Below are 11,726 nucleotides of genomic sequence, written 5' to 3' on the forward strand. Positions count from 1 at the left end.
CCTTCCCGAACTCGGAAGTGAAACGCAGCCGCGCCAATGGTAGTGTGGCCCATGCCATGCAAGAGTAGGTCATCGCCAGGGGCTTTACCCCCAAACCCCCGCCGGCCCCGGCGGGGGTTTTTTCTTGGTTCTTCTCCCAACTGAGGGGAGAGAGGCACACGGCCGACCCGGCAGAATTGTTGTTCTCGAGGCAACAAAACGGGGCCGGCCGTGGCCAAAGTGGATTGTATTGCCCAGTTGGGTGGCTGGGTGGGTTATCGCGTCGATGATTGGCGTCAGGAGCAGCGGGGTGGCCGGTCCTGGGCGGTGCTGGAGCTGACCCCCGAAGAGGGCGTGAAGCGCCGATGTTCAGGCTGCGACCAGCCAGTGACGGCCATCCACGACGTCACGCTGCGGCGGATCCGTGACCTGCCGCTGTTCGAGCACGCTGTGGAGCTGGTGGTGCCGCGGCTGCGGCTGGCTTGCCCGCGCTGCGGCCCGCGACTGGAGGGACTGGACTGGATCGACCCCCACGCCCGGGTCACCCGGAGGCTGGCCGACAGCGTGGCCCGGCTGTGCGCGGGCACCTCCATTCGGCATGCGGCGCAGTGGTTTGGCCTGAACTGGAAGACGGTCAAGGCGATCGATTTCAGGCACCTGGAGCGCACGCTCGGCCCGCCGGATCTGAACGGGGTACGCCTGTTGGCAATGGACGAGTTTGCAATTCAAAAGGGTCACCGCTATGCCACGGTGATCGTTGATCCCGAGCGCAAGCGGGTGCTGTGGGTAGGCCGGGGTCGGTCGAGGGCGGACATTCGGCCCTTCTTTGAACTGCTTGGTCCTGATCGCTGTGCCCAGGTCCGGGCCGTGGCCATGGACATGAGCACGGCCTTTGACCTGGAAGTGCGGGCACACTGCCCGAACGCCGAGGTGGTCTACGACCTGTTCCACGTCGTGGCCAAGTACGGCCGCGAGGTGATCGACCGGGTGCGAGTGGACGAAGCCAACCGGCTCAAGGGCGACAAGCTGGCGCGACGTGTCGTGAAAACGTCACGCTGGCTGCTGCTGCGTAACCGCGAAAACGTGCCGCAGGACCAGGTCGTGCGGCTGGAAGAACTGCTGACGGCCAACAAGGCGCTGTTCACGGCCTACCTGCTCAAGGATGACCTCAAAGCGCTCTGGGACTACCGGTCCGAAGCCTGGGCCAGGAAAGCCTGGAAGAGCTGGAAACGCCGGGCCCTGCGCAGTGGGCTGGAGCCACTGCGGGCCTTCGTTCGTCGCATCGAGCCCTACCTGGCCGGCATCCTGGCCCACTGTCGCTGGCCCTTGGGTACCAACCTGGTCGAGGGCATCAACAACAAGATCAAGGTCATCAAGCGGGTAGCCTACGGCTACCGGGATGACGCCTATTTCTTCCTGAAGATCCGGGCGGCCTTCCCCGGACTTGGGTGAAGAACCTTTTTCTTGCCCCGCCCGAACCCGCCCGGCCGGGCCGGGATGGCCCAGGGCCGGACACCGCCCCCGCCCAACCGGATGGACATGAGCTTGCCGTTCGCGCCACCAGGAACCAGGCTGGCCGTCTCCCGGGCAGCGCCAGGACCCCGGCGCCGTTGCCGCCGTCGCCAGCGCCGGCAGAGCGTTCCATCGAGCGGACGGGCGGCCGGGCCGCCAGGGTTTGCTGCGGGCTCCGCCTGCGCTGCGGGCACGATCCCGGCGCATACGCGGACAGCATTGCAGAGCCGGAAATATGCCGTTTTCCGCTTGTCCGTCGAAATGCGCGGCTGCTATAATTTTGCGGCTTCAGGGAACGCCATCGAGTACGAATTGAACCGCGCGTCCCCTCCCGTTTCGCCCCGAGCCCTCAGGCTGCCCATGTTCCAGCTGGCCTTGGGGCTCGCCGCTGCCGCCGTCGTCGCGGCGGTCATGGGAGGAGCTGCCGGCCTGTCCACGCTGACGGGCGCGGTGGTGATCGCGGCGGCGCAATTCGTTTTCGCCTGGCGGACGGAGTTGCGCTCGCGCACGGCTCCGGCGGCGTTGCAGTTCGGACGCCTGCTCCTGGGAACGGTGCTCAAGTGGGGCGTCATCGGTGCCGGCCTGGTGCTGGCGATGACGCAGGGCCTGGTTCCCGCCTATGTACTGGGGGGCGCGGTGGTCGCGACCCTCGCACAACTGTTCAGCCTGCCTTGGTTGCTTCGATGAAACGACTCCTGCAAGTCGCCGGTGACAGCCCCAGCGAATACGTCACCCACCATCTCCAGCATCTGAAGATGGAGATCGGCCCGGGCGGCTTCTGGACCATCAACGTCGATTCGCTGTTGATGTCGCTGGTCATCGGCATGCTGGGCCTGGGCCTGTTCTGGTGGGTCGGCCGCCGCGCCACCGCCGGCGTGCCCGGCAAGTTGCAGGCCTTCATCGAGCTGGCGGTGGAGTTCATCGACACCCAGGTCCGCGACGTCTTCCACGGCAACCGCCGTTTCGTCGCGCCCCTGGCGCTGACCGTGTTCGTCTGGATCCTGTTGATGAACTCGGTCAAGTTCCTGCCGGTGGACGTGCCCCCAGGCATCGCCCACGCGCTCGGCGCCGAGTACTTCCGCGCCGTGCCCACCACCGACCTCAACATCACCCTGGCGATGTCGCTGTCCGTGCTGATCCTGATGATCGCCTTCGCGATCAAGGCCAAAGGCGGCTTCGGCTTCACCAGGGAGCTGTTCACCGCTCCCTTCCATGCCCATGGCACGGTCATGAAGCTCGTCCTGGCGCCGGCCAACTTCGGCCTCAACGTCATCGAGTACCTGTCCAAGCCGGTCAGCCTTGCCATGCGACTGTTCGGCAACATGTACGCCGGCGAGTTGGTGTTCCTGCTGATTGCCCTGCTTGGCGCAGCCGGCGGTCATTACATCCTGGAGGTCGGTGGAGCCGGTGGCACCGCCGGCGGCCTGCTGGCCTTCCTCGGCGCGGTCGTCGCCGGCGCCGGCTGGTCCATCTTCCACATCCTGGTGATTCCGCTCCAGGCCTTCATCTTCATGATCCTCACGGTGGTCTACCTGTCGATGTCCACCGAGGCCCACTGATCCAACGCTTCGTTTCGTCCACCCTTAACCGAACCTGCAAAAAAGGACTGCACCATGGACATGAACCTCGTCGCCGCCATCCAGGGTTCCACTGCGCTGGCCATCGGCATCATCATCGGCCTGGGCGCCCTGGGCGCCTGCGTCGGCATCGGCATCATGGGCTCGAAGTTCCTCGAGAGCGCCGCCCGTCAGCCGGAGCTGGTGCCGATGCTGTCGGGCCGCATGTTCCTGCTGGCCGGCCTGATCGACGCCGCCTTCATCATCGGCCTGGCCATCGCGCTGTTCTTCGCCTTCGCGAACCCGCTGCTGGCTGCACTGGGCGGCTGATCCAGCCCGCCCGTACCGGAGCGCGGCCGGCCCGAGGCCGCTGCGCTCCCAGCAACGTCATCGCGGAGTAATCGCAATGGACATCAACGCCACCCTGATCGGGCAGGCCTTGGCCTTCGCCATCCTGATCTGGTTCTCCTACAAGTTCGTCTGGCCGCCGCTGATGTCGGCCATCGAAGAGCGCCAGCAGAAGATCGCCGAGGGCCTGGCTGCGGCAGACCGCAGCAAGAAGGATCTGGCCCAGGCCGAGGAGAAGGTTGCCGAGGCCCTGCGCGAGGCCCGCGCCAAGGCCAACGAGATCATCGAGCAGGCGCACGCCCGGGCCAACCAGATCATCGACCAGGCCAAGGCCGAGGCGATCGCGGAAGCGGCCCGCCAGAAGGCGCTGGCGGAAGCCGAGATCGCCGCCGCTGCCAACCGCGCCAAGGAGGAGCTGCGCCGCCAGGTGTCCGCACTCGCGGTCGCCGGTGCCGAGAAGCTGATCCGTCGCGAGATCGACGGCGCCGCCCACAAGGCGTTGCTGGACGAGCTGGCTGCGGAAATCTGAGCCCGAACCCGCCATGAGCCAAGCCCTCACCCTCGCCCGCCCCTACGCCCGCGCCGCCTTCGCGCTGGCCAAGGACACCGGCCGCCTGCCCCGGTGGTCGGCACTGCTCGGGTTCGCTGCCCAGGCCGCCTCCGTGCCGGAGGCGCAGGCGGCGATCGGCCATCCGCTGGCCGCCACCGCCGACCTGGTCGAGCTGCTGACACCGCCCGGCGATGCCGACCCGGAGTTCCGGCAGTTCCTGGCCGTGTTGGCGGAGAACCGGCGCCTGGCACTGCTGCCCGAGATCGCCGGCCTGTACGAGCAGTTGCGCGCCGAGGCCGAGCGCGTGGTCAAGGCCAGGGTCACCTCGGCCCGGCCGCTGGCCGCCGACGAGCTGGAGAAGCTGCGCGCTTCACTGCGCAACCGCTTCGGCCGCGAGATCGATCTGGCGACGGCGGTGGACGAGTCGCTGATCGGCGGCGCGGTGATCGACGCCGGCGACGTGGTCATCGACGGCTCGCTCCGCACCAAGCTGGCGCGCCTCGGCGCGGCATTGGCGAACTGACGACGATTTTCCTTTGAACCAAGCGCCGGCTCCGGCCGGACGACCCAGGGATACCCCCATGCAGACGCTCAACCCGTCCGAAATCAGCGAACTGATCAAGACCCGCATCCAGAAGGTCAAGCTGGCTGCCGAGGCGCGCAACGAAGGCACCGTCACTTCGGTGTCCGACGGCATCGTGCGCATCCACGGCCTGGCCGACGTGATGCAGGGCGAGATGATCGAGCTGCCCAACAACACCTTCGCGCTGGCCCTGAACCTCGAGCGCGACTCGGTCGGCGCGGTGGTGCTGGGCGACTACGAGCACCTGCGCGAAGGCGATACCGCCAAGACCACCGGCCGCATCCTCGAAGTGCCGGTCGGCCCCGAGCTGTTGGGCCGCGTGGTCAACGCCCTGGGCGAGCCGATCGACGGCAAGGGCCCGATCAACGCCCGGCTGACTTCGCCGGTCGAAAAGGTCGCGCCCGGTGTGATCTGGCGCAAGTCGGTGTCGCAGCCGGTGCAGACCGGCTACAAGTCCGTGGACAGCATGATCCCGATCGGCCGCGGCCAGCGCGAGCTGATCATCGGCGACCGCCAGACCGGCAAGACCGCCCTGGCCATCGACGCCGTGATCAACCAGAAGTCCACCGGCGTGAAGTGCATTTACGTGGCGATCGGCCAGAAGGCTTCGACTGTCGCCAACATCGTCCGCCGCCTGGAGGAAAACGGCGCTCTGGCCCACACCATCGTGGTCGCCGCCACGGCTTCCGAATCGGCTGCGATGCAGTACATCTCGGCCTACGCAGGCTGCACCATGGGCGAGTACTTCCGCGATCGCGGCGAGGACGCCCTGATCGTGTACGACGACCTGTCCAAGCAGGCGGTCGCCTACCGGCAGATCTCCCTGCTGCTGCGTCGTCCGCCGGGCCGCGAAGCCTACCCGGGCGACGTCTTCTACCTGCACTCGCGCCTGCTCGAGCGTGCCGCCCGGGTCAACGAGGCCTACGTGGAGAAGTTCACCAACGGCGCCGTCAAGGGCAAGACCGGCTCGCTGACCGCACTGCCGATCATCGAGACCCAGGCCGGCGACGTCTCGGCGTTCGTGCCGACCAACGTGATCTCGATCACCGACGGCCAGATCTTCCTGGAAACCGACCTGTTCAATGCCGGCATCCGCCCGGCCGTGAACGCCGGCATCTCGGTGTCGCGCGTCGGCGGCGCCGCCCAGACCACGATCATGAAGAAGCTGTCGGGCGGCATCCGTATCGCCCTGGCGCAGTACCGCGAGCTGGCGGCCTTCGCACAGTTCGCCTCCGACCTGGACGAGGCTACCCGCAAGCAGCTCGAGCGCGGCCAGCGCGTCACCGAGCTGATGAAGCAGAAGCAGTACGCACCGATGAACATCGCCCAGATGGCCCTGTCCATCTATGCGGTCAACGAGGGTTACCTGGACGACGTGCCGGTGAACAAGATCCTGGCATTCGAGGCTGGCCTGCATGCCCACCTGAGCAACACCCAGGGCGAGCTGGAGAAGAAGATCGTCGAGACCGGCGCCTGGGACAAGGACATCGAAGAGGCGTTCAGAAAGATCATCGCCGAGTTCAAGGCCACCGGCAGCTGGTAAGGCGTCGGCGGGCAAACGTGGCGCGCCCCGGAGGCGCGCCGTGGTCGGAACCAGGAACCTAGCGAGCAGAGCATGGCAGGCGGCAGGGAAATCAAGACCAAGATCAAGAGCGTGCAGAACACCCGCAAGGTGACCCGTGCGCTGGAGATGGTCTCGGCGTCGAAGATCCGCAAGGCCCAGGACCGCATGAAGGCCTCGCGCCCGTATGCGCGACTGATGCGCCAGGTGATCGGCCACATCGCCAAGGCCAACACCGAGTACACCCATCCGTTCATGGCGGAAAGGCAGCAGGTGCGCCGGGTCGGCTACGTGATCGTATCCACCGACCGTGGCCTGTGCGGCGGCCTCAATTCGCAGATGTTCCGCCGCATCGTCGCCGACATGCGCCAGTGGCAGGAGAAGGGCGCCGAGGTGGATGTGGTCTGCATCGGCCAGAAGGCCGCCACTTTCTTCCGCCGGCTCAAGCTCAACATGGCCGCCTCGGTCACCCACCTGGGCGAACGGCCGGAGCTGGCCAGGCTGGTCGGCGTGATCAAGGTGATGCTGGACGGTTACGCCGAGGGCCGGCTCGATCGGGTCTTCCTCTGCTACAACGACTTCATCAACACCATGACCCAGAAGCCGCGGCAGGACCAGCTGCTGCCGCTGCCGCCCTCCGACAGCCTGGAGGCGCGGCACGACTGGGACTATCTGTACGAGCCTGACCCGCAGACCGTGCTCGACCACGTCATGACCCGTTACATCGAGTCCCTGGTTTACCAGGCGGTGCTCGAAAACCTCGCCTCCGAGCATGCGGCGCGCATGGTGGCCATGAAGGCGGCCTCCGACAACGCGACCAAGCTGATCGGCACGCTGAACCTGATCTACAACAAGGCGCGCCAGGCGGCGATCACCCAGGAAATCTCCGAAATCGTCGGCGGCGCCGCGGCGGTCTGACCCGGACCCGGCGCCCCCAACAAGCATCAGAACCGAGGAAACAGCAATGAGCCAGGGCAAGATTGTTCAGATCATCGGCGCGGTCGTGGACGTCGAGTTCCCGCGCGAGAACGTGCCGAAGGTTTACGACGCGCTGAAGGTCGACGGCACCGACATCACGCTCGAGGTGCAGCAGCAGCTCGGCGACGGCGTCGTCCGCACCATCGCCCTGGGCTCCACCGATGGCCTGAAGCGCAACCTGGTCGCCACCAACACCGGCCGCGCCATTGCCGTGCCGGTGGGCAAGGGCACTCTGGGCCGCATCATGGACGTGCTGGGCACCCCGATCGACGAGGCCGGCGAGATCAAGGCCGACGACCACTGGGAGATCCACCGTCCGGCGCCGTCCTACGAGGACCAGGCCTCGGGCAACGAGCTGCTGGAAACCGGCATCAAGGTGATCGACCTGATGTGCCCCTTCGCCAAGGGCGGCAAGGTCGGTCTGTTCGGCGGCGCCGGCGTCGGCAAGACCGTCAACATGATGGAATTGATCAACAACATCGCCAAGCAGCATTCCGGCCTGTCCGTGTTCGCCGGTGTGGGCGAGCGTACCCGCGAGGGCAACGACTTCTACCACGAGATGAAGGACTCCAACGTCCTCGACAAGGTGGCGATGGTGTACGGCCAGATGAACGAGCCGCCGGGCAACCGCCTGCGCGTCGCCCTGACCGGCCTGACCATGGCCGAGTACTTCCGCGACGACAAGGATCCGGCCACCGGCAAGGGCCGCGACGTGCTGCTGTTCATCGACAACATCTACCGCTACACCCTGGCCGGCACCGAGGTGTCCGCGCTGCTGGGCCGCATGCCGTCGGCGGTGGGTTACCAGCCGACCCTGGCCGAGGAAATGGGCGTCCTGCAGGAGCGCATCACCTCGACCAAGACCGGTTCGATCACCTCGATCCAGGCCGTGTACGTGCCCGCGGACGACCTGACCGACCCGTCGCCGGCCACCACCTTCGCCCACCTCGACGCCACCGTGGTGCTGAGCCGCAACATTGCCGCGCTGGGCATCTATCCGGCGGTGGACCCGCTGGACTCCACCAGCCGTCAGCTCGACCCGAACGTGATCGGCAACGAGCACTACGAGACCGCCCGCCGGGTGCAGGCCACCCTGCAGCGCTACAAGGAGCTCAAGGACATCATCGCCATTCTCGGCATGGACGAGCTGAGCGAAGAGGACAAGCTGGTGGTGGCGCGTGCCCGCAAGGTCGAGCGCTTCTTCTCGCAACCCTTCCACGTCGCCGAAGTGTTCACCGGCTCGCCTGGCAAGTACGTGCCGCTGAAGGAGACCATCCGCGGCTTCAAGATGATCGTGGATGGCGAATGCGACCACCTGCCGGAGCAGGCCTTCTACATGGTCGGCGGCATCGACGAGGCCTTCGAAAAGGCAAAGAAGATCGGCGTCGCCGCCTGAGCATCAGGGCTCCCTCCCGACATGGACCAGGGAGCCAAGTGAAGAGGGTTAATCTATGAGCACCATCCGTTGCGACATCGTCAGCGCCGAGGAGGAGATCTTCCATGGCGAGGTGCAGATGGTCGTCGCCACCGGCGAGATGGGCGAGCTGGGCATCGCGCCGCGGCACGCGCCGCTGATCACCCGGCTCAAGCCGGGTCAGGTGCGGGTGATCCTGGCCAATGGCGACGAGCAGTTCTTCTACGTCTCCGGCGGCATCCTGGAGGTGCAGCCGCAGGTCGTGACCGTGCTGACCGACACCGCCATTCGCGCCGCCGACCTGGACGAGGCCAAGGCCCGGGAAGCCAAGGCCGAGGCAGAGCGCATCCTGGCCAACCGTTCCGAGGCCATGGAGATCGCCGAAGCCCAGGCCAGACTGGCCGAGGCCATGGCCCAGCTGCAGGCACTCGAGCGGCTACGCAAGAACCTCAAGCACTGACGCTGCCGCCGGCGCTTCGACGCAGGTACGAAAACGCCGGCCCTGCGCCGGCGTTTCGCTTTTCCTGCGCTCAGCGCCGGTACACCCAGGCCCGCAGGGCCAGGAAACTCAGCACCGCCAGCACCGCCTCCACTGCCGGCTTGGCCAGCCAGGCCGCCGACAGGCCGCGCAGATCCGCCAACCAGGCCAGGACGATCGTGCCCAGTGCCGTGAGCGCCAGCCAGGTGGGCAGGAAGCGGGCCAGCCGCCGCCAACCAAGCCGGGCCCCCGCCTCATCGGCAAAGGTGTAGCGGCCGTGGGCCCAGAAACCCAGCAGCATGGCGCTGAAGCGGCTGAGCGGATTGGCCCAGGCGGTATCGGCGCCCAGGCCGGTCAGCGCCACGTAGACGGCCCAGTCGAGCAGCAGCTGCGCCAGGCCGACGATGACGAAACGGAACCCCTGGCGGGCCCAGGGCGACGGTGCGACGGCTGGCATGGCAAATCGGTAGAAGCCGAGCGGGGCGCCGGAGGTTTACCATGGCGCTACAACCCACGGAAACTCCCGGACATGGCAACACTCCCGCTGCACGTGGTCATCCTCGCCGCCGGCGAAGGCAAACGCATGAAGTCGGACCGCCCCAAGGTCCTGCAACCGGTCGCCGGTCGGCCCATGCTGGCGCACGTGATCGCCACGGCGCGCAGCCTGGGTGCCGCCGGCATCCATCTGGTCTACGGACACGGTGGCGACCAGGTGCGCGCCGCCTTCGCCGACCAGCCTGATCTGCACTGGGCCGAGCAGGCGCAGCAGCTGGGCACCGGTCATGCCCTCCGGCAGGCCATGCCCGCCGTGCCGGATCAGGCGCGGGTACTGGTGCTTTATGGCGACGTACCGCTGATCACCGCCGACAGCCTGCGCGGGCTCCTGGCCGCCGCTGCCGACGGACTGGCCGTGCTGACCGAAACCCTGGACGACCCGGGCGGCTACGGTCGCGTCCTGCTCGGTGAGGACGGCCGCGTGCTGGCCATCGTCGAGCAGAAGGACGCCGACGCCGCACAGCGGGCAGTGCGCCTGGTCAATACCGGTGTGATCGCCGCACCCGCCGCCGATCTTCGCCGCTGGCTCGCGGCCCTGCGCAACGACAACGCCCAGGGCGAGTACTACCTGACCGACGTGTTCGCCATGGCCCGTGACGAGGGCTGCCCGGCCACCGTGGCCGCCTGCACCGTGCCCGGCGAGGCCGAGGGCGCCAACGATCCGTTGCAGCTGGCACGCCTGGAGCGCATGTACCAGCGGCGTGCCGCCGAGGCCCTGATGCGTGCCGGCGTGCGCCTGGCCGACCCGGCCCGCTTCGACCTGCGCGGCGAGGTCGTGGCCGGCCGCGACGTCGAGATCGACGTGGACGTGGTGCTCGAGGGCAGGGTCGTGCTGGGCGACGGCGTGCGCATCGGTCCGTTCTGCCGCTTGCGCGACGTCGAGCTGGCGGCCGGCACGGTGGTCAACGCCCATTGCGACCTGGAAGGCGCCGTCACCCGCGGCGCCGCCAGCATAGGCCCCTTCGCCCGGCTCCGGCCCGGCACCGAACTGGCCGAGGGCGTGCACATCGGCAATTTCGTCGAGACCAAGAAGGCCCGCCTCGGCCGCGGCGCCAAGGCCAACCACCTCAGCTATCTCGGCGATGCCGAGGTCGGTGCGGCGGTGAACATCGGCGCCGGCACCATCACCTGCAACTACGACGGTGCGAAAAAGTCGGTCACGGTGATCGGCGAGGGCGCGTTCATCGGCTCGAACGCCTCGCTGGTAGCGCCGGTCAGCATCGGCGAGCAGGCCACGATCGGCGCCGGATCCGTGATCACCAAGGATGCGCCGGCGGGCAAGCTGACCGTGGCCCGTGGCCGCCAGGTCACCGTGGACGGATGGCAACGGCCGAAGAAGAAATAGCGATCACAGGCGGGCCGGCAACACCATGGTCACGCCCAGCCCGCCGCCGTCGCGGTTGCTCAGATTGATGCGGCCGCCGTGCGCCTCGGCGATCTCCCGCGCCAAGGCCAGGCCGAGACCGGTACCGCTGCGCTTGGTCGAGTAGAAGGGCACCAGGGCATTGGCCAGCACGGCCTCGCTCATGCCGCTGCCGCGGTCCAGGACCTCGATGCGGAACAGTCCGGGCAGGTGGCGGATCCGCAGCTTCACCTCTTCCGGCGGCGAGCCGGATTCGTGGGCGTTCTTGAGCAGGTTCAGCAAGGCCTGCTCCAGCTGCGACACGTCGGCACGCACCGGCTCCTCCGGCAAGCGCCCGTCCACGGCGAACGCGATCTGGCTGCGCAGGCGATCCACCAGGGCCGGCCAGTGCACCACTTCCAGCCGCGGCGCGGGCAGTTTGGCGAAGCGGGCGTAGCCGCGGATGAAGGATTCCAGGTGCCTGGCCCGCTCCTCGATGGTGGCGAACACCGATTCCAGGCGCTGGTACTGGCCGCGACGGGTGAGCTCGGCGCCCGAGTGCGCCAGCGACGCCACCGGCGCCAGCGAATTGTTCAGCTCGTGGCTTATCACCCGGATCACCTTTTTCGCCTCTTTTCAATTTCGAGTGGGTAAGCTGGACCTGAGCAGGTACGGGATCGGGTATGACTGACAAGCTGTTTGAGGCTGCCTTGGGGGTCTCTCCGCCGTGGCAGGTGACGGGTGCGGACTTCGATTTGGCGGCCAAGACGCTCACCATCCGGGTGGACTTCATCGCCGGCAGCCGCTTCGCGCTGGCTGGCGTGGAGGGCCAGCATCCGGTTCACGACACCGTCGCCAAGCGTTACCGGC

At 67.4% G+C, this 11,726-nt stretch carries 12 protein-coding genes, 1 rRNA gene and 2 pseudogenes; 13 read left to right on the forward strand and 2 right to left on the reverse strand.

The window, feature by feature from the left end:
* The 11 genes from rrf to F0415_RS12395 form a co-directional block, all read left to right on the forward strand.
* Positions 1-81, forward strand: a 5S ribosomal RNA gene (gene rrf, locus F0415_RS12885); the annotation flags it as partial.
* 129 nt (positions 82-210) lie between these two features.
* On the forward strand, positions 211-1,431 hold the full coding sequence (locus tag F0415_RS12350) for an ISL3 family transposase (protein WP_149861525.1): 1,221 nt from the start codon (positions 211-213) through the stop codon (positions 1,429-1,431).
* Between the two features lie 420 nt (positions 1,432-1,851).
* Entirely contained in the window at positions 1,852-2,178 is a 327-nt protein-coding gene (locus tag F0415_RS12355) for an ATP synthase subunit I (protein ID WP_149861526.1), read from the forward strand.
* Positions 2,175-3,050 (forward strand): F0F1 ATP synthase subunit A, encoded by an 876-nt coding sequence (atpB, locus tag F0415_RS12360; protein ID WP_149861527.1) that lies wholly within the window; start codon positions 2,175-2,177, stop codon positions 3,048-3,050. The genes F0415_RS12355 and atpB overlap by 4 nt, the downstream gene beginning before the upstream one ends.
* A 54-nt stretch (positions 3,051-3,104) precedes the next feature.
* Entirely contained in the window at positions 3,105-3,377 is a 273-nt protein-coding gene (gene atpE / locus F0415_RS12365) for a F0F1 ATP synthase subunit C (protein WP_149861528.1), read from the forward strand.
* Between the two features lie 76 nt (positions 3,378-3,453).
* Complete coding sequence (locus F0415_RS12370) at positions 3,454-3,924, forward strand: F0F1 ATP synthase subunit B (protein ID WP_149861529.1); 471 nt, start codon at positions 3,454-3,456, stop codon at positions 3,922-3,924.
* Between the two features lie 13 nt (positions 3,925-3,937).
* Positions 3,938-4,468 carry a F0F1 ATP synthase subunit delta gene (locus tag F0415_RS12375; RefSeq protein ID WP_149861530.1) on the forward strand — a complete coding sequence of 177 codons (531 nt, stop codon included), beginning with the start codon at positions 3,938-3,940 and terminating at the stop codon, positions 4,466-4,468.
* 58 nt (positions 4,469-4,526) lie between these two features.
* Positions 4,527-6,071, forward strand: a complete 1,545-nt coding sequence (gene atpA, locus F0415_RS12380; protein ID WP_149861531.1) for a F0F1 ATP synthase subunit alpha — start codon at positions 4,527-4,529, stop codon at positions 6,069-6,071.
* A gap of 72 nt (positions 6,072-6,143) precedes the next feature.
* The gene (gene atpG, locus F0415_RS12385) at positions 6,144-7,007 is read left to right on the forward strand and encodes a F0F1 ATP synthase subunit gamma (RefSeq protein ID WP_149861532.1); all 864 of its coding nucleotides are present in this window, start codon (positions 6,144-6,146) and stop codon (positions 7,005-7,007) included.
* Positions 7,008-7,053: 46 nt separating this feature from the next.
* Positions 7,054-8,463 carry a F0F1 ATP synthase subunit beta gene (gene atpD, locus F0415_RS12390; protein ID WP_149861533.1) on the forward strand — a complete coding sequence of 470 codons (1,410 nt, stop codon included), beginning with the start codon at positions 7,054-7,056 and terminating at the stop codon, positions 8,461-8,463.
* Positions 8,464-8,518: 55 nt separating this feature from the next.
* Entirely contained in the window at positions 8,519-8,941 is a 423-nt protein-coding gene (locus tag F0415_RS12395; protein WP_149861534.1) for a F0F1 ATP synthase subunit epsilon, read from the forward strand.
* A gap of 70 nt (positions 8,942-9,011) precedes the next feature.
* On the opposite strand, the gene F0415_RS12400 is transcribed toward F0415_RS12395, so the two are convergent.
* Positions 9,012-9,416, reverse strand: a complete 405-nt coding sequence (locus tag F0415_RS12400; protein WP_149861535.1) for a GtrA family protein — start codon at positions 9,414-9,416, stop codon at positions 9,012-9,014.
* 72 nt (positions 9,417-9,488) lie between these two features.
* On the opposite strand from F0415_RS12400, the gene glmU reads away from it, so the two are divergent.
* The gene (glmU, locus tag F0415_RS12405) at positions 9,489-10,859 is read left to right on the forward strand and encodes a bifunctional UDP-N-acetylglucosamine diphosphorylase/glucosamine-1-phosphate N-acetyltransferase GlmU (RefSeq protein ID WP_149861536.1); all 1,371 of its coding nucleotides are present in this window, start codon (positions 9,489-9,491) and stop codon (positions 10,857-10,859) included.
* Positions 10,860-10,862: 3 nt separating this feature from the next.
* On the opposite strand, the pseudogene F0415_RS12410 reads toward glmU, so the two are convergent.
* A pseudogene (locus tag F0415_RS12410) lies at positions 10,863-11,483 on the reverse strand (sensor histidine kinase); the annotation flags it as partial.
* A 56-nt stretch (positions 11,484-11,539) separates the two neighbouring features.
* On the opposite strand from F0415_RS12410, the pseudogene F0415_RS12415 reads away from it, so the two are divergent.
* A pseudogene (locus F0415_RS12415) lies at positions 11,540-11,726 on the forward strand (ISL3 family transposase); the annotation flags it as partial.

The sequence above is a fragment of the Arenimonas fontis genome, from assembly GCF_008386465.1.
GTDB classification, from domain to species: domain Bacteria; phylum Pseudomonadota; class Gammaproteobacteria; order Xanthomonadales; family Xanthomonadaceae; genus Arenimonas; species Arenimonas fontis.